The organism is Nitrospina sp. 32_T5 (assembly GCF_052156635.1).
Lineage (GTDB): Bacteria > Nitrospinota > Nitrospinia > Nitrospinales > Nitrospinaceae > Nitrospina.
Genome location: NZ_JBQKUO010000001.1, coordinates 22,017 through 39,610, shown reverse-complemented (window position 1 = coordinate 39,610; position 17,594 = coordinate 22,017). Strand labels below are relative to the sequence as shown.

The following is a 17,594-nucleotide window of genomic DNA, read 5'->3' as shown; positions in this document are numbered from 1 at the left end:
AACCCCGGACCCGACCCGGGTTCTTTTGTTTTCGGTCACGGCCGCCCCATGGAAATCATCACCACGCATATCAGCGCGGACTTTGACTGTGTGGCGGCGATGGTTGCCACCCAGAAACTGTATCCCGGCGCACATATGGTGTTCTCGTCTTCGGTCGAGAACCCCGTGCAGGACTATCTGCGCGCGTTTGGCAATCCCTTCCAGTTCACGCGCGCGAAGGATGTCGACCTCGACCGGGTCACGCGCCTGATCGTGGTCGACACGCAGGATGCAAACCGCATCGGCCCCTTCAAAGCCCTCCTCGGTAGAAAAGACGTCGAAGTCCACGTCTACGACCACCACCTCGATATGGCGAAACCTCTGCATGCCGACAAGGCGGTGGTGCGCAAACGCGGTTCGTCCGCCACCATCCTGTGCGAAGAACTGGCCGAAAGGGGCATCGAGCTGACGGAATTTGAAGCGACGCTCATGATCCTCGGTATCTACCAGGACACGCACTCGCTGGTGTCCTCGTCCACCACGCCGGAAGATTTTTACGCGGTCGGGCAGATGGTGAAGCTGGGCGCAGACCTGCAGGCCGTTTCGGAATTCGTTGAGGCGCGGCTGAACCAGGAGCAACGGGATGTGATGAAGACCCTGAGTCAAAGTTTGGAAGTGGGCACTTACAACGGGGTCCAGATCGCGCTCGCGCAGGCAACGGTGGAATATTACATCGGGGACCTGGCTGTGGTCGTGTCGCGGCTGCTGGAACTGGAAAACCTCAATGTGCTCTTTGCGCTGGTGTGCCTGGACAACCGCGTGTACGTCATCGGGAGAAGCCGCACGGAAGAAGTGAACGTGGGGCGCATCCTGAGGGAACTGGGCGGTGGGGGGCACCCGAATGCGGCCTCGGCCAGCACCTCGGACCGCACACTCATCCAGACCCGGGAACAGCTTGTGTCCGTCCTTCATGAAAAAGTCGAACCACTCAACCGCATCCAGCATGTCATGCATTCGCCCGTGGTCTCCGTTCAGGCGAAGCAGAGCATCACCGAGGTGGAACGTACCATGACGCGGTTCAACCTCAGCACGCTTCCGGTGCTGTCCAACAAAAAACCGGTGGGGCTGATAACGCGCCAGGTGGTGGAAAAGGCCATTCATCACAAGCTGGGGCGGGAACGGGTGGAGGACTTCATGGCGCACGAGTTTGCGGTAACGACTCCCGACGCATATTTCAAGACGGTGGTTCCCAGCATCATCGAGGCCAAGCAGAAGGTGGTGCCGGTGGTGCATCCCAAAACGGGCCACATGATGGGCATCGTCAGCCGCGGCGATCTTCTGCGCCTCCTGCATCAGGACATGGGGCGCTACGCTCCGGAGCCCTACGCAGCGTTGCTCGATCAAGGCGACCTTTATGTCAAAAACGTCAAAAGCCTGCTCCGGGAGCGGCTTCCAAAGTCCGTCATGACGCGCCTCCATGAGGTTTCGCAACTGGCGGACGACATGGGCGTTTCGGTGTACGGCGTGGGTGGCTTCGTTCGCGATTTGCTCCTGCGCATCGAAAACCTCGACCTCGATATCGTGGTGGAAGGGGACGGCATGCAGTTCGCCCGCAAACTGGGGAAGGAATATGAAGCCCGCGTGGTGGCTCATGAAAAGTTCGGCACGTCGGTAGTCATTTTTTCCGACGGGTTCAAAATCGATGTCGCCACCGCTCGCATGGAATATTACACGCATCCCGCCGCCCTGCCGACGGTGGAGATGAGCTCGATCAAGTCCGACCTGTTTCGCCGCGATTTTACGTTCAATGCGCTGGCAATCAAGCTGAACGGCAAGGATGCATTCACGCTGATCGATTACTTCAACGGTCAGAAGGACCTCAAGGACGGGGTGGTGCGCGTGCTCCACAACCTGAGTTTCGTTGAGGACCCCTGCCGTGCGTTCCGCGCCGTGCGGTTCGAACAGCGGCTCGGGTTCACCATCGGCAAGCAGACCGAGTCGTTTCTCAAGCGCGCGGTGGCGAAAAAAATCGTGCACAAACTGAGCGGCACGCGTTTGCACAACGAACTCATGCGTATGCTGGAAGAGAAAAAACCGATCCGCTGCTTCGCCCGCATGAAAGAGCTGGGGCTGTTGCAGGTCATCCATCCCCGAATGATGAAAAACAGCAGGAACATTCAGATCCTGGAGCGCATCGAGGAAATATTCGCATTGTCCAATGTCATCAAACTGGTGGAACGGCCGGATGTTGGATTCGTGTATTTTCTGGGTGCGTTGTACGGCATGAAAAATGCCGACCTCAACCAGCTTGCCACGCGGCTCAGCCTGCCGGCAAAAATCAAGACGCGGATGAAGGGGGATCTTGCCAGCTGTGAATCGGTCCTCAAGACCCTCAAACGGCGGCGCAAGTTCGATCCGAGTGAGATCTACAACCTGCTTTCGGAGATGTCCACGGAAGCCATCCTGCTCATGATGGCGGTGTCCAACAGCGATCGTATCAACAAGCACGTTCTCATGTACTTCACGCAGTACAATCCGTCGGCGACGCTGTCGCTCACCGGCGATGACCTGATCCAGATGGGCATCCGGCCGGGTCCTGTTTTCAAGACCGTGTTCAAGACGCTCCGCGACGCGCGCATCAACGGACAGGTGCGCAACCGGGACGACGAGGTGGCGCTGGTCGAAAAAGAGTTTTTGAATTGAGACCCGGCTCTTGCCCACCCACGCCTTTTCAATTTGGATGTTCATGATCCCATCCCACCGTAGCCTGAGACTTCATCGATGAGCCGATGGCTTGCATTCCTCGACCGTCGTTTCCGCATCAGTGAGCAGGGCAGTACGCCGCTCACCGAAATGCGCGCCGGGACGGTGACGTTCCTCACCGCGTCGTACATCATTTTCGTGCAACCGGCGGTGATGGCGCAGGCGGGCATGGACTTCGGCGCGGTGATGACTGCGACGTGCCTGGCCGCGGCGCTGGGGTGCCTCATCATGGGTCTCGGCGCCAATTACCCCATCGCGCTCGCGCCCGGAATGGGCATCAATTTTTATTTCACCTACACCGTCGTCATGGGGCAGGGCATCCCGTGGCAGGTGGCGATGGGCGCGGTGTTCCTGTCCGGTGTCGGGTTGATCCTGCTCACCGTACTCCGCTTCCGTGAAGTCATCATCAACAGCCTGCCCAACGACATCAAGGTCGGCATTTCCGTGGGGATCGGCCTGTTCATCGCCTTCATCGGCTTCGTACAGGGCGGGATCGTCATGGCGCACCCCGGCACCCTGGTGCAACTGGCCCCCTTGAATTCATTGCCTGCCATGTTCACCGTGGCGGGGGTGGGATTGATTGGAATCCTGCTCCAGAGAAAAATCAAGGGCGCCATCCTGATCGGCATGGGAGTGATGACGCTTGCCGCCCTGCCGTCTGGCCTGGTGGAATTCCACGGCGTGGTATCCCTGCCGCCGGATCTGGCGCCGACGCTGTTGCAGTTGGACATACGGGGTGCGCTGGACCTGGGACTGCTCACCATCGCCGCGGTGTTCCTGTTCGTCGACCTGTTCGACACCGCGGGCACGCTGGTGGGGGTGGGTCACCAGGGCGGGTTTTTGAAAGACGGGCGTCTGCCGCGCGTCAACCGCGCGTTGTGGCCGGACTCGGTGGCCACCACGGCGGGATCGGTGCTGGGCACCACCACCGTCACCTGCTACATCGAAAGCGCGGCGGGCGTCGCCGAGGGCGGACGGACGGGCCTTGCCAGCGTGGTGACGGCACTCCTCTTTCTGCTCGCCCTGTTCCTTGCGCCGCTGGCGAAAATGATCGGTGGCGGCTACCACCTCGACCACGATACCATTCTCTATCCCATCACCGCGCCGGTGCTCGTCATTGTCGGCGCCATGATGGCGGGGAACGTCACGCGCATCGACTGGAAATCCTGGGACGAGGCCCTGCCTGCGTTCCTCATCATGATCGGCATGCCGTTGACCTACAGCATCGCCGACGGCATGGCGCTGGGATTCATTCTCTACCCCGTAATCAAGGTGGCCTGCGGCAAGGCCCGACAGGTGCACTGGATCATGTATGTGATCGCCGTCATGTTCCTCCTGCGCTACTTCACCGTATAAAGGGGAGGGCGGTTTTTGGCTGCCGGACTTGTGATATACTTGGAGCCGTTTTAAGCAACAAACCACGCTGAACGCGAATCTGGAAAGGAAAGGCCCCACTTGGCAAGCGTTGAATACCTGATCAAGCAGTTTCTGAGTCCGGACAAACGGACTCTCGACCTCAGCAATTACCACATTGGCGACAAAGGCGTTGAGCAGCTGGTCGAATCATCGCAATTGAAGCGCGGCAAGCTGCGCACCCTGCGCCTTCCGAACAACGACATCAGCGACGAAGGTGCACGGGTTCTCGCGGAATGCGAGCACTTCAAGAACCTGCGCGAACTGGAGTTGTACGGCAACGTCATCAGCGACGACGGGGTGAGAGCCATTGCCACTTCACCTCATTTCGTCAAGCTCAAGAAGCTGGGGCTTTACGGCAATTTGATCGAGGACGAGGGCGCCATTGCCATTGCCGAGTCGGAGACTCTGACCAAGGTCACGCACCTGTTCATCACGGCCAATCGAATCCGCAAGGAAGGGATCGAGGCGCTCAAGAAGGCCCGGTGCCGCACCCGCCTGTGCCACCTCCATGTGGACGACCTTTCCGATTTTGCGTTTGACGACGACGATGAGGATGAAGACGAAGACGACGATTGACCGGGGGGAGGCTCCATGAAGCGCTGGCCGATTCTGCTGTTTGCGTTTTTACTGGTTCTTGGGTTCAGTCCGGTTACCCAGGCACAGTTCTTCGATCGGGAGGACGTGTTCTCGAAAGAGGAAATCGATTACGAGAAGGTGTTCAAGGAAGGGTTGTCCGGCGGAGGACGCACCCTGAAGTTGAATGGCAAGAAGATCGGCGACAAGGGGCTGGCCCTTCTTCTCGAAAAGGATTTCCTCAAAAAAGTCACCAAGCTGGATCTACGCTACAACGAAATCTCCGAACGCGGCGCGGCTATCCTGGCCCAATCCCCGGCGCTGGCCAATGTCAAGAAACTCGAATTGCGGCACAATTACCTTTTGGACAAGGGAACGGTGGCGCTCGCTTCATCCAAAAACATGCCGAAGCTCGAAAACCTCGGTCTCAGCTTCAATGAAATCCGCGACGAGGGCGCGCTGGCGCTGGCCGAATCGCAGAGCTTTCCCAAATTGAAAAAACTCGATTTGCGCGGCAACTTCCTTGCCGACACCACTAAAGACACACTTCAAAAAAAACTCGGCCACCTCAAGTCGCTGAAGCTGTTCTGATTCCGCCTTTTCATGGAGGAGGCTGTTGAATGGCACGCACCACTTCGCAAAAAAAAGCGGTCCGCAAAGCCACGTCTGCAACCAGCAAAAAGAAAGCGTCCCGGTCTCGCGAATCGAACAAGCTGGTTGTGCTGGTCGGGACCCGCAAGGGAGCCTGGCTGTATCACGGTGACACCAAACGCAGGACCTGGAAATTGAGTGGACCTCACTTCCTCGGCCAGATCATAAACCACATGGTGCTCGACCCGCGCGACGGCAGGACCCTGCTTGTGGCCGCGAGCACGGGTCACCTCGGACCGACGGTATTCCGCTCCACCAATCTGGGACGCAAATGGGAAGAGGCGGCCCGGCCGCCGGCATTTGCCAAATCCGATAACGGCCGCTCCGTCGATCACACCTTCTGGTTGCAACCGGGGCATGCCAGCCAGCCCGGTGTGTGGTACGCGGGCACCTCGCCGCAGGGCCTGTTCCGCACGGAAGATTCCGGCAAGACCTGGGAGCCGTTTTCCAGTATCAACGACGATCCGCAGTTTCTGCGCTGGATGGGGAGCGTACAGGACGGCACGCCCGACGGACCCAAACTGCACTCCATCCTCATCGACCCGCGCGACCCGGACCATTTCTACTTCGCCATGTCCAGCGGCGGCGTGCACGAATCGTTGGATGGTGGCAGAACCTGGGAGGCGTTGATAGATGGACTGGATGTGGTCGATGGATTCGACCGCAGTGATCCCATGTTTCACGACCCGCATTGTGTGCGCCTGTGCCCGAGCAATCCCGATCGTCTTTACCAGCAGAACCACTGCGGCATTTACCGCCTGGACCGTCCCTCGAAAACCTGGGAACGCATCGGTAAAAAAATGCCGAAGAAGGTGGGCGACATCGGATTTCCCATGGTGGTGCACCCGCGGGATGACAACACCGCATGGGTGTTTCCGATGGATGGCGCCACCGTCTGGCCGCGAACCGCGGTGGAGGGCAGACCCTGCGCTTACGTCACCAGCAACGGGGGCAAAACCTGGAAACGCCTCGATAACGGTTTTCCGGAAAGCCAGGCCTGGTGGACGGTGAAGCGGCAGGCGATGACCGGGGACCACGCGGACCCGGTCGGTTTGTATGTCGGGACCACCAGTGGTGAGTTGTGGATGAGCCGCGACGAGGGAAACAAATGGACCTGCATGGCGCGCCACCTGCCGGAAATCTATTCCGTGGAAGTGGCGGAGGCGGGTTGACGGGCCGAACCGGCGTCCCTCTCCACTTTTAAACGAGGCAAAACCATGAGGGTGCGGATTCCCAGCCCGCTTTTCTCGTACACGAACCACAAGGACGTGGTCGAAGCCAGGGGCGCGACTCTGGCCGAGGTCCTGAACGATCTCGACCGCCGGTTCCCCGGACTTCGGTTTCGGGTGGTGGACGAGCAGGACCGGATGCGCCCGCACATCCGGTTCTTCGTCAACGGCGAGCAGGAGTTCGACTTGAACCGGCCGCTCCAACCCGCCGACGCCATCGACATCGTGCAGGCGCTCAGCGGGGGCTGATCCGTCGAGCGGCAGCTGGGGACTGAGCCCCTCCAGCCTGGCACCACCCTTCCTTACAATATTTTCAATGAGAACCCGGCCCCGAACAGGCCGGTGTGTCAGGCAATGTGGGTGATGCCTGAATCTTCGTCGAAGACGAAGGTGCCGCCTTCCGGGTCGCGGTAGTTGATTTCCTTCACTTCCCAGAGATGCTTCTTCATCACATCGGCTTCCGCGACGTGATAACGGCCGTTCTCCTCCCGTTGCAGGAGCAGGTACTGATTGTTGTCGTTGGACACGATGGTCCACGTTTTGAAATCGCTTTGCACGATCCCTTTTTCAAAATCGATATTGATGATGTTCATTCTCTTTGATCACTCCCTGGAACAAACACGTTGATTGAGAAACAGGTTTGATGTCAGTAATGAATGTCGTTGGCCAGCTCCCTCGCCTTGGCCAGAGCGTGGCTTTTCGAGGGGTGCTGGATATCGCGGACCACCAGTTTGGCAAACTCCACGAGGGGATCGGTGGAACCGGTGATGGTATAGCCTTTTTGCTTGAGATAGTCAATCAATTCGGCTTCCTTGAAGTGCGTCGCCAGATCCCGGGCACGCTGGCCGGGCTCCTTCATGGGCCCTTTGGGCTCGCGTTGGCCATTTGCCTGGTCGCTTTCAGGAAGGTCCTTTTCGACGATGATTTCCGGCGTGATCCCGTGCTGGTTGATGTCGATGCCCGACGGCGTGTAGTACTTGGACGTGGTCAGGCGCAGGCCGGAACCGTCGCTCATGCGGAAAATGGTCTGCACCGATCCCTTGCCGTAAGAATTTTCACCCAGGATGAGCGCCTTGCCGGAGTCCTTCAGCGAGCCCGCAACGATCTCCGATGCGCTGGCGCTCTGCTTGTTGATGAGCACCACGAGCGGCAGGTGCGTCAGCGTGTTTTTATACAAGGCCTGGTAGGTCTGCATGTCGTTGCGGTCGCGGCCCCGGGTGTAGACGATCAATTCCCCCTTGTTCAGGAAGTGACTGGCTACCTTGACCGACTGGCTGAGCAGGCCGCCGGGATTGTTCCGCAGGTCCATGATGAAGGCGGTGACCCCTTCTTCCAGGGCCTGGTTCAACGCCACCTGCAACTGGTCGTTGGTCTGCTTTGAAAAACTGTTGATCGACAGGTAGCCGACCCCGTCGCCCATATTTTTGTATTCCACCGTTTCGATGGAGATGATTTCGCGCGTCAGGGTGATTTCCTTCGTGGAACTGGTGGACGGTCGGAAAACCTGGATCTGCACTTTGGTGTTGGGGTATCCGCGCAGGCGCTCGGCCAGTTCGTTGATCTGCATGCCTTCCACGGTCTGCCCGTCCACCTGGCTGATGACGTCCTTAGGCAGAATGCCTGCGCGCTCGGCGGGCGAATTCTTGAGCGTCCGCACGACCGTGAGTTTGAGGTCCTGCATGGTGATCACCATGCCCACGCCACCGTATTGGCCCTCCGTGTCGCGCATCGACCGCTCGAAATCGCTTTTGTCCATGTACAGGGAGTAGGGGTCGAGGGAACTCATGAGCCCGATGATGGCCGCCTGCTCGATGTCCTTTTTCTTCAGCTTGCCCTGGTATTCGTTGGCGAGAAAGTAGTAAACGGACCGGAACGCCCCCATATTTTCATGACGGCTGAAGCTGAGACGATAGCTCAGGCGGGTGTTGTTGTGCTTCAACACATGCCCGGAGTACACGTTGGTCACGGTCAGGGTTTTCTCCGGTGCTTTGGCGATCATGCCCTGAATGCTGGATTCGAACAGGGTTTTGTAGTCGGGCGGGTACACGTAATTGCCCGCCACGAGGTCCAGCACCTCCTCGAAAACTTCCAGGTCGTCATCGAAAAATCCCGCGTGGGCGGAGGTGGGCAGGGGAGACGGGCCCGGTGCGGGATTCCACGGTGCGATCAGGGCGAGGCTCAACGCCAGCGCGCCCAGAACGCCCAGCCATTTGCCGATGCCTGTCCGTTTGCCCGTTTTCATTGTGCCATCACTGTTTCAGAAGGTCGTTGAAAATCACGATCAGGTTGTCCGTCATCTTTTTCACATCGCCGCCTGAAAGGCTGGGCGTCACTTTCAACGTTTCGTTGATGATGATGGTCGGCGTCTCATCCACGCCGAACTCCTGTGCCCGCTGCAGGGACTGTTGCACCTTGTTGCGGATGCGCGGGGATTTCATTCCCTCGGTCATGGCCTGCTGCATGCCGAAATCCTGAGACAGCATGCTGATCACCCGCGGCTGGAAAACATTCACACCCAGCTGAAAATTGGTGTCAAACATCGTTTGGGTGAACTTTTCCTCCATGCCCTGCTCGTCGGCGATGTAGAACGCCATTGCGGGGTAGGGGGTCTGCTGGCCCCAGTAGATCGGTTGCTTCTTGTGCAGCAGCTGACCTTTGAACTGTTTGTGCAGGCGTTTGGATTCTTCCAGGAATCCGTAACAGTGGCCGCAGGAGTAATTGAAAAACTCCATGATTTCGATCTGCTTGATGTTTTCCAGGTTTTTCAGGTCGCCGATGATCTTGTAATGTCCGGCGATGTTCGGTCCGTCGGCCAAAGCCGGTGTGGCGATGAAGCTGGCAACCAGGATGAGAAGCGGGATGAATCGTTTCATTGAATACTCCATGTACGCGTGAAATCGGTCTATCAATTATAGTAGCAAACGGCCCGAACGGGGACCGTTAAAATTTCTTAATGGCGGATTTTCGGCCAGTAGGTTTCGTAGTTGAAGTTGGGGCTGTGCTTCGGCACGTGGCATTGCGAGCAGGCCCCGCGCGCCTCTTCGGCGAACTTCCCCTGCGGGGCCCGGCTGTGATCCAGCCGTGCACCGTGACACATTTCGCACTGCACGTTTTTCAATTCCGGCGTGTCGATTTCGCTGATGAACCCGCCGGGCTTTTCAAACCCCGTGGTGTGGCATTTCAGGCATTCGGGATCGAACGACTTGTTGACCTCTTTCAACGTGGCGTAAGCGTGGGCGTGGCGCGAACCCGACCACGTTTCATGCGTGTCGGCATGGCAGGTTTTGCACGTGGATTCCGTGGCGTACACCTGCGTGCGGTCTTTCGCGCGCTTGGCTTTCAGTGTTTCGAAGAACAGGGCCTCGATTTCCTGGTTGTACTCGTCGTGCAGGGCGGTCATTTCGGCATCGTCCGGGATTTTCGAGTCCAGTCGCACCATGCGGTGCTTATAGGTTTTATTGCCGCCGTCCACCGTGACGCGCAATTCCCCCATTTTCTGGCCCAAAGGCGCGGCCTGCGCGAAAATCTTGCCGTTCTTTTGCACCGATTGCATGTCGATCTGGTCCGACTCGTCCTCGATGTGGCCGTTGATGACGACATCGACGCCGTCAAGATCGAGCAACCCCAATGCCTTCTTGCGCTTCATATGGGTGAGGAGGACGACGAGGTCGGGTGGTCCTCCCTGTTCGATCTCCTTCAAGAGTTCGCTCACCGCTTTCGCCGGGTCCTGCATGGTGATTTGGCTATGGCCGGAGACGTAGAACAGGTCCGGGTCGGCCACGGCGAGCACCGCCACCCGCAAGCCAGTATAAAAATTTTTGATTCGATACCGTTTTAGGTCCATGCCCTCGATCTGCATGTTGGAGACGAGCCACGGAATGCCCTCCTGCTTTTTCAGGAACTCGTTGCCGTAAAGCAGGTCGCGGTCGCCCAGAGTCACTGCGTCGTAACCCATGCGGGACATGGCGGCCATCAGGTAGCGTGCCTTGATGCGGCCCTGCCGGGTGGATTCCTTGAAGTTGTCGCCGAGATCGACAAACAGGAGATCATCTCCCTCCGGAACCACGTTTTTCAAGTAACCCATCCTGCGTTCGATGCCGCCCTGGTCCTCTTCTTTCGCACAACCGCAGGGTTTCAACTCGCCCAGCGTGTTGCCGGAAAAAACGATCAGCACTTCCCGTGGCGGGGTTTCCATCTGCGGATTTCCGGACGCCGCATGGGACTCCGGCAGGGGCGAACAGGCGGCGAGCGCCCAGCCCAACCCGGCCAAAATGAAAGACAATGCTATTCTCATCAGCATGCGCAGGGTGTTTCCATAAAGGGATCAATGGGTTAAATGTATCGGAATTCCGGCTCCAAGGCAAACCTCTCAGCGCACTCCTGCATCTTATTTAAAGCGACCATCGCCACCCCGCCGAGGTTTATTTGGACCCCGCTTCCAAACGCGGTACCATGAAATCATACTCATCACAGGCACTTCATGACCGAAAAGTTCGAAATTCACATGCATAGCAACTACTCCGACGGCGAATTCTCGCCCACGAGACTGGTGGACATCGCCCGCAACAACGGCGTCTCCATTCTGTCGCTCACCGACCACGATACTTTCTCCGGAATTCCGGAATTCATTGACGCTGGAGACAAGGCGGGATTGATTGTGTTTCCGGGGATCGAGATGACCGTCAAGTATGGTGACCTGCAGCTGCACGTGCTCGGATATTTCAAGGACCTGGCCAGCATTCGGAGCGCGTTGTGGGACCGCGTTGAGACCATGAAAGCGCAACGCGAGGAACGCATGCGCACCATGATTGACAAGCTGAACAGCGTGGTGCCGGACCGCTTTCAGGGACAGATCACCTTCGAGAACGTGCAGAAGGCGGCGGAGGGTGTGCTGGCCCGGCCGCATCTCGCCCGCGAGATGGTGCGCCTCGGCATCGTGAAGCACACCGGAGAAGCGTTCGAAAAATACCTCGTGCAGTACAACGTCCAGCGCGAAAACATCCACGTCGATGAAGCATTGAAACTCATGCGCGAAAGCGGCGGCGTGCCGGTCATCGCGCATCCGGGGGAGCGTACCTACGCGCTTCACCGCCCGGACAAGGGCATCGGTTTCGACGACATCCCGCCGCGGCTCGAGGAATTGAAAGCGATGGGACTGATGGGTCTGGAGGCGATCTATCCCTACCACGAAAAGACCGGCAAAGTGGATTTCTTCCTCAAGCTGGCGGAAGACCACGGCATGATCGCCACCGGTAGCCGCGACTTCCACGGCTTCAACACGCACCAGACGCCCGACCTGCTGGGCACGACGAAGATGGAACCGGCCTTTCTCGACCGGTTCCGCCAGGCCTGGGGCTGATTGCCCGCACAACCTTCAATAAAAAATTTCCGATAAATCAGAACAGCGGTTTTTGTGGTGTGTCGCTGGTGGACGACGGCGTGAGGCCGAAGTGGTGGAACGCGGCATCGGTCACCACGCGGCCGCGCGGGGTGCGGTGCAGGAGGCCGCACTGGATGAGAAACGGTTCGTACACGTCCTCGATGGTATCCCTCTCTTCATTGATCGATGCGGCCAGGCTGTCGATGCCCACCGGCCCGCCCTTGAATTTCTCGATCATGGTGAGCAACAGTTTGTGGTCCATCTTGTCGAGGCCGATGCGGTCCACTTCCATCATGGCCAGCGCCTGCTCGGCGATGGGGCGGGTGATGACGCCGTCGCCCTTCACCTGCGCGTAGTCGCGCACGCGGCGGAGCAGACGGTTGGCGATGCGCGGCGTGCCGCGCGATCGTTGCGCCACCTCGCGCCCGCCGTCTTCCGTCATGTCCACTTTCAAGATTTCCGCCGAGCGGTGAACGATTTTTTCCAGGTCTTGCGGCGTGTAGTAATCGAGCCGGTGCACCACGCCGAAGCGGTCGCGCAGGGGCGAGGTCAGAAGACCCGCCCGCGTCGTCGCGCCGATCAGGGTGAACGGTGGCAGGTCGAGTTTGATTGAGCGGGCGCTCGGGCCCTGGCCGATCATGATGTCGAGTTTGAAGTCCTCCATCGCCGGATACAGGATCTCTTCAATGATGCGCGGCAGGCGGTGGATTTCGTCGATGAACAGCAGGTCGCCTTCCTGCAGGTTGGTGAGGAGCGCCGCCAGGTCGCCGGACTTCTCGATGACCGGACCCGACGTGCTGGTCAGCGCGGCCCTCATCTCCGAAGCGATGATGTTGGCGAGCGTCGTCTTGCCCAGTCCCGGCGGGCCGTAGAACAGCACGTGGTCGAGCGTCTCGCCGCGCATCTTGGCGGCGGACAGGAAGATGGCGAGGTTCTCCTTCACCTTGTCCTGCCCGATGTATTCCGCGAACGTGCGCGGGCGCAGGCTGGTTTCGAACTGCGCCTCCTGCGTGTCCAGCGTGTAACGGGTTTCGGGATTCTCGCGGTCGGGTTCCATGGGCATGAGGTCAGGCCAGGCGGTTGAGGCTTTCCTTGATGAGGGTTTCGAGCGCCGGGGTGTCCGCCTGTTCCTCCCAGACCTGTTTCAACGCTTTTTCCGCGTCGCTTTTTTTGTAACCGAGGTTGATGAGCGCCGAGAGCGCGTCTTCCAGCAGACGGTGCGTCGTGCCCGTGGCCGGCGATTCGCCTGACACCTTGTCCATCTTTGCCAGCTTGTCTTTCAATTCCAGCACCAGCCGCTCGGCGGTTTTGCGTCCCACCCCCGGCACGGTGCTGATGCGGGCCACGTCGTTTTTGGCGATGGCGTCCAGCAGCTCGTCCACCGGCATGCCGGAAAGGATGGCGAGCGCCAGCTTCGGTCCCACCTTGTTGATGCCGATGAGCGTTTCAAAAATCTGTTTCTCCTCCTCGCGAAGGAAGCCGTAAAGCTTGAACGTGTCTTCCTTGTGGTAGCTGTGGATGAGCAGGGTGACGGGCTGTCCCGTCTCCGGCATTTCGTAGTAATTGTTGAGCGAAACGAAGGCTTCGTAGCCGACTCCGTGCACGTCGACGATCACGGAAACGGGCGTCTTGCGGGCGAGGGTGCCGTTCAAATGCGCGATCATGGTTTCATCTCCTGGAGGACAGGGCTTCTTTCAACCGGTTGGAGGTTCCGTGGTTGTGCAGGTGGCAGATGGCCACCGCCAGTGCGTCCGAGGCGTCCAACGGCTCGGGTTTGCTTTTCAAGCGGAGCAGGGTGGTGACCATGTCCCGCACCTGGTTTTTGTCGGCGCGACCGTAACCGACGATGGACAGCTTCACTTCGAGCGGCGTGTATTCGGCGACCGTCAGGCTGGCGTTGACCGCCGCAAGCAGGGCCACGCCGCGCGTCTGTCCGAGTTTGATGGTGGACTGGGCGTTGACCGCAAAAAACAGGTCTTCGATGGCGACGACCTCCGGCTTGTACTCGTCGATGACGCGCGTGAGGTCGTCGTATATGGCTTTCAACCGTTCGGGAAAGGGGGTGCGGCTTTTCGACTTGATGCTTCCCCAGTGGATGCTTTTCAGGGTGTTGCGGTCTGACTCGACGATGCCGTATCCGGTGCAGTTGCTGCCGGGGTCGATGCCGAGAACACGCATGAGTGGTTTCCCCGTAGGTTGAGTTTCCGTTCCGCGCCGGGAGGAGAGGTCCGGGCGGTCAAGCGCTTTCGTCGATGGCGGCCATCACCTCTTCCGGGATGTCGAAATTGGAATAGGCTTTCTGCACGTCATCGTGGTCGTCTAGCAGGTCCATGAGTTTCAGGACCGCGCGTCCGTTCTGTTCGTCCACCGGCACGGTGTTCTGCGGGATGGCGGTGATCTCCGCGAATTCGGTCGGAACGTTTTTGTCTTTCAGCGCCTGGTGCACGGTCTCGAAGTTTTCCATGGAGGTGGTGATCTCATACTGCTCGCCGGTGTTCTGCATGTCGTCCGCCCCGGCTTCCAGCGCCAGTTCCATCATCGTGTCTTCATCCATCGCGTCGCTTTTGACGAGGATCAATCCCTTTTTCTCGAAGATCCAGTTGACGCATCCGTTCTCGCCCATGTTGCCGCCGTTTTTTCCAAGCATGGCGCGGATTTCCCCGACGGTGCGGTTTTTGTTGTCGGTCATGACCTCGATGAGGATGGCGACGCCGCCGGGACCGTATCCCTCATAAGTGATTTCTTCGTAACTCGTGCCTTCCAGCTCGCCCGTGCCTTTCTTGATGGCGCGGTTGATGTTGTCCTGCGGCATGTTCTGCTCTTTGGCCGCGGCGATGGCGGTGCGCAGGCGCGGGTTGGCGTTGGGATCGCCCCCGCCGAGACGCGCGGCGACGGTGATTTCTTTAATCAGTTTGGTGAAGATTTTGCCGCGCTTGGCATCGGCGGCACCCTTCTTGTGCTTGATGGTGGACCACTTGGAATGACCGGACATGTGCTTAACTTCCTGAATGAATTGACTCTTCCCGGCTAAAATAGCACAAATTCAAAAACTCGGCAAATAAAGGTCGAGTCGGAAAATGGCTGGAGGTTTCGCATTGCAATGGAACGCGAATGCCGTTACCGTGGCGCGGTTGCGCACACCGGAAGATTGGGTATAACATGGTGTAACTAAAACGTTTGTGAGTTCTGATATGGACGATCGCACTCAGGATAAAGCCGGACCCGAGGCCCCGAAAACCAAAACCGTCGAGATCCTGTGGAACGGACGCGATCCGATCCAGGCGCGGGCCGGGGCGACCATCGTGCACGCCCTGTGGAATGCGGGCCAGGGAAAACTTGTGCGTACGGGATGTGTCGGCGGCGTCTGCGGCGCCTGCACGGTGACGGTGCGCCTGCCCGACGGTCAACCCAGCCGTACGGAACTGGCCTGCATGTGTCCGGTTCAGGACGGCATGCAGGTGTTCCCCTTCGCGGTGGATGCCATCCCGCCGGTGGAACCGAAAGCCGGCGCGACGGCTGACGACCTGCGCGCCGCGTACCCAACCCTCGACCGCTGCACCAAGTGCGGCAGTTGCACCGTGGCGTGTCCGATGTCGATCCCGGTGATGGAATCGGTCCTGCGTATGCAGAAAGGCGAGTTCGACCAGGTGGCGGAAGACTTCACAACCTGCATCCACTGCGGCCTGTGCCGTGCGGTGTGTGAGGACAAGGTGAAACCACACAACATGGGAATCTGGGTGCGGCGCTCCCTCGGCATGAGCGGCGACCCATCGGCGCTGGAAGAAAAAATCGCGTCACTGCAACAGGACGACGGACAGGCGGAGTGGGATTACCTGATGAACGCCGATCCCGGGGAACGGTTGGAACGCGCCAAAGAAATTCGCAGGAACGGGAGGCCGGCATGACCTTCGACTGGGCGGCGGAATCGATCGAACACGTCAACCGAACCCGCGCCGCGCGCAAGGACGAAAACCTTCCGGATTTGAGCGAGGACAATGCGAATGCATTGATCCGCGCCCATCACCCGGATTACGTTGGCGCCGAACGGCGGGTCAAGGTGGGGCCCAATGCCAACAGCGGTGAGTTTCCTTTGGAGCTCGCGGCATTGTTGGAATCGGACAGCCCCCTGCCCGCGGATTTTGCACCGAAGGTGGACATCGAGACCGATGTGCTGATCATCGGTGGCGGCGGTGCGGGTGTGGCGGCGGCACTGGGACTTGAAAACTCCGGGCTCACCGTGCACCTCGCAACGAAACTCCGGCTGGGTGATTCCAACACGGTCATGGCCGAGGGCGGCATCCAGGCGGCGCTCGGTCCCGACGACTCCCCCCAACGCCATTTTGCCGACGCGTATGTCGGCGGTCACGGCAAGAACGACCCTGACCTTCTCAAAATTCTGTGCGAATCCGGTCCCCCCAGCATCCAGTGGCTGGTACAGCTCGGCGTGCTGTTCGATCCCGGAGACAACGGCCTGTTCCGCCTGAAGGCGGGCGGCGGCACCTCCGTGCCGAGGGTGATGGCGTGCCGCGACTACACCGGGCTCGAGATCATGCGCGTCCTGCGCGACGCGGTGATGGGCGGCGGTACGAAATTTCTCGAGAACGAAGCGGCGGTGGAACTGGTTGACGACGGCCACGGCCAGGTGACCGGTGCGGTGTTGTGGAACACGGAGACGGGAAAGCTCACCACCGTGTCGGCCAGGGCGGTGATCCTCGCCACCGGCGGCAGCGGTCAGTTGCGTTTCCAGAATTTTCCCACCAGCAACCACATGGGCGCGACGGGCGACGGACTCATCCTCGCCTACAGGCAGGGCTGTTCGCTGGTGCACCTGGAAAGTTACCAGTACCATCCGTCCGGTGCGGCGTACCCGGAAGCGCTGGCGGGGCAACTGGTAACCGAATCCATCCGCGCCAGCGGCGCGCAGATATTGAACGCCAACGGAGAGCGGTTCGTGAACGAACTCACCTACCGCGACGTGGTGGCGGCGGCGATCATAAAAGAAGCGGCGGAAGGCCGGGCCGTAACCACGCCGCACGGGCGCCAGGGAGTGTGGCTGGACACTCCGATGATCGATCTGTTGAAAGGCGAGGGCACGCTGGCGAAGCAGTTTCCCGGCCTCATTCACCGGTTCAAACGGTACGGCATCGACCCCGTTCGCCAGCCGGTGCTCATCTACCCGACGCTGCATTACCAGAACGGGGGCGTCAAGGTGGACACTCAATGCAGGACCGAGCGTCCCGGCCTGTGGGCGGCGGGGGAGGTGACCGGCGGCCTGCACGGCACCAACCGGTTGATGGGCAACTCGCTTCTTGATATCATTGTGTTCGGAAGGCGCGCCGCCGAATCCGTGCAGAGCAGCCTGCCGGAACGGAGCAGTGTGACGCTCTCCGCGCTCAACCGGTTTCGCGAAGCGCTCCAGAATCTGCCCGAGGCGAACGGCCGAACGGCGCCGCAATTGTATCCGTTGGCTTCCAACCTGAAGTTCGAAGCCGCACCCGCACCCGAAGCGGTGGCGGAACCGAAGGCGCAAGGCGGCGCGTTCAACCTTTCGGAACCCCCGGACCCGTTTGCGGGCCGGTGATCAAAAGACAACCCAGTTAGCT

General features: G+C 59.4%; 17 protein-coding genes. 9 read left to right on the top strand and 8 right to left on the bottom strand.

The window, feature by feature from the left end; genetic code table 11:
• Nucleotides 1–48: 48 nt before the first annotated feature.
• From ACTRW9_RS00175 to ACTRW9_RS00150, 6 genes are all read left to right on the top strand, one after another.
• Nucleotides 49–2,682 (top strand): CBS domain-containing protein, encoded by a 2,634-nt coding sequence (locus tag ACTRW9_RS00175; RefSeq protein ID WP_442427849.1) that lies wholly within the window; start codon nt 49–51, stop codon nt 2,680–2,682.
• A 78-nt stretch (nt 2,683–2,760) separates the two neighbouring features.
• Complete coding sequence (locus tag ACTRW9_RS00170) at nt 2,761–4,098, top strand: NCS2 family permease (RefSeq protein ID WP_442427848.1); 1,338 nt, start codon at nt 2,761–2,763, stop codon at nt 4,096–4,098.
• Nucleotides 4,099–4,197: 99 nt separating this feature from the next.
• Complete coding sequence (locus ACTRW9_RS00165; RefSeq protein WP_442427847.1) at nt 4,198–4,734, top strand: hypothetical protein; 537 nt, start codon at nt 4,198–4,200, stop codon at nt 4,732–4,734.
• 15 nt (nt 4,735–4,749) lie between these two features.
• Nucleotides 4,750–5,322 carry a hypothetical protein gene (locus ACTRW9_RS00160; protein ID WP_442427846.1) on the top strand — a complete coding sequence of 191 codons (573 nt, stop codon included), beginning with the start codon at nt 4,750–4,752 and terminating at the stop codon, nt 5,320–5,322.
• 29 nt (nt 5,323–5,351) lie between these two features.
• Nucleotides 5,352–6,554 (top strand): WD40/YVTN/BNR-like repeat-containing protein, encoded by a 1,203-nt coding sequence (locus ACTRW9_RS00155; protein WP_442427845.1) that lies wholly within the window; start codon nt 5,352–5,354, stop codon nt 6,552–6,554.
• Nucleotides 6,555–6,599: 45 nt separating this feature from the next.
• Nucleotides 6,600–6,860 carry a MoaD/ThiS family protein gene (locus ACTRW9_RS00150; protein WP_442426374.1) on the top strand — a complete coding sequence of 87 codons (261 nt, stop codon included), beginning with the start codon at nt 6,600–6,602 and terminating at the stop codon, nt 6,858–6,860.
• Between the two features lie 98 nt (nt 6,861–6,958).
• Here the strand turns inward: ACTRW9_RS00150 and ACTRW9_RS00145 are convergent, their stop codons facing one another.
• The 4 genes from ACTRW9_RS00145 to ACTRW9_RS00130 form a co-directional block, all read right to left on the bottom strand.
• A complete protein-coding gene (locus ACTRW9_RS00145) occupies nt 6,959–7,204 on the bottom strand; it encodes a hypothetical protein (protein WP_442426373.1) in 246 nt (81 codons plus the stop codon).
• A gap of 53 nt (nt 7,205–7,257) precedes the next feature.
• Nucleotides 7,258–8,853: a S41 family peptidase gene (locus ACTRW9_RS00140; protein ID WP_442427844.1), complete on the bottom strand. Its 1,596-nt coding sequence runs from the start codon at nt 8,851–8,853 to the stop codon at nt 7,258–7,260.
• Nucleotides 8,854–8,860: 7 nt separating this feature from the next.
• Nucleotides 8,861–9,484 carry a DsbA family protein gene (locus ACTRW9_RS00135; RefSeq protein WP_442427843.1) on the bottom strand — a complete coding sequence of 208 codons (624 nt, stop codon included), beginning with the start codon at nt 9,482–9,484 and terminating at the stop codon, nt 8,861–8,863.
• A gap of 77 nt (nt 9,485–9,561) precedes the next feature.
• On the bottom strand, nt 9,562–10,911 hold the full coding sequence (locus ACTRW9_RS00130; protein WP_442427842.1) for a multiheme c-type cytochrome: 1,350 nt from the start codon (nt 10,909–10,911) through the stop codon (nt 9,562–9,564).
• 204 nt (nt 10,912–11,115) lie between these two features.
• Between ACTRW9_RS00130 and ACTRW9_RS00125 the strand changes: the two genes are divergently transcribed.
• Nucleotides 11,116–11,970, top strand: a complete 855-nt coding sequence (locus ACTRW9_RS00125) for a PHP domain-containing protein (RefSeq protein ID WP_442427841.1) — start codon at nt 11,116–11,118, stop codon at nt 11,968–11,970.
• Nucleotides 11,971–12,007: 37 nt separating this feature from the next.
• Here the strand turns inward: ACTRW9_RS00125 and ruvB are convergent, their stop codons facing one another.
• The 4 genes from ruvB to ACTRW9_RS00105 are packed head-to-tail and all read right to left on the bottom strand — an operon-like array spanning nt 12,008 to nt 14,983.
• Complete coding sequence (gene ruvB / locus ACTRW9_RS00120; RefSeq protein ID WP_442428481.1) at nt 12,008–13,048, bottom strand: Holliday junction branch migration DNA helicase RuvB; 1,041 nt, start codon at nt 13,046–13,048, stop codon at nt 12,008–12,010.
• A 10-nt stretch (nt 13,049–13,058) separates the two neighbouring features.
• Complete coding sequence (ruvA, locus tag ACTRW9_RS00115; protein ID WP_442427840.1) at nt 13,059–13,655, bottom strand: Holliday junction branch migration protein RuvA; 597 nt, start codon at nt 13,653–13,655, stop codon at nt 13,059–13,061.
• Between the two features lie 4 nt (nt 13,656–13,659).
• On the bottom strand, nt 13,660–14,169 hold the full coding sequence (gene ruvC, locus ACTRW9_RS00110) for a crossover junction endodeoxyribonuclease RuvC (protein ID WP_442427839.1): 510 nt from the start codon (nt 14,167–14,169) through the stop codon (nt 13,660–13,662).
• A 58-nt stretch (nt 14,170–14,227) separates the two neighbouring features.
• Nucleotides 14,228–14,983, bottom strand: coding sequence for a YebC/PmpR family DNA-binding transcriptional regulator (locus ACTRW9_RS00105; protein WP_442426365.1), 756 nt, complete (start codon nt 14,981–14,983; stop codon nt 14,228–14,230).
• 199 nt (nt 14,984–15,182) lie between these two features.
• Between ACTRW9_RS00105 and ACTRW9_RS00100 the strand changes: the two genes are divergently transcribed.
• Together ACTRW9_RS00100 and ACTRW9_RS00095 are read left to right on the top strand one after the other, a co-directional pair.
• Complete coding sequence (locus ACTRW9_RS00100) at nt 15,183–15,896, top strand: 4Fe-4S dicluster domain-containing protein (protein ID WP_442427838.1); 714 nt, start codon at nt 15,183–15,185, stop codon at nt 15,894–15,896.
• Nucleotides 15,893–17,572 (top strand): FAD-binding protein, encoded by a 1,680-nt coding sequence (locus tag ACTRW9_RS00095; RefSeq protein WP_442427837.1) that lies wholly within the window; start codon nt 15,893–15,895, stop codon nt 17,570–17,572. The genes ACTRW9_RS00100 and ACTRW9_RS00095 overlap by 4 nt, the downstream gene beginning before the upstream one ends.
• Nucleotides 17,573–17,594 lie beyond the last annotated feature (22 nt).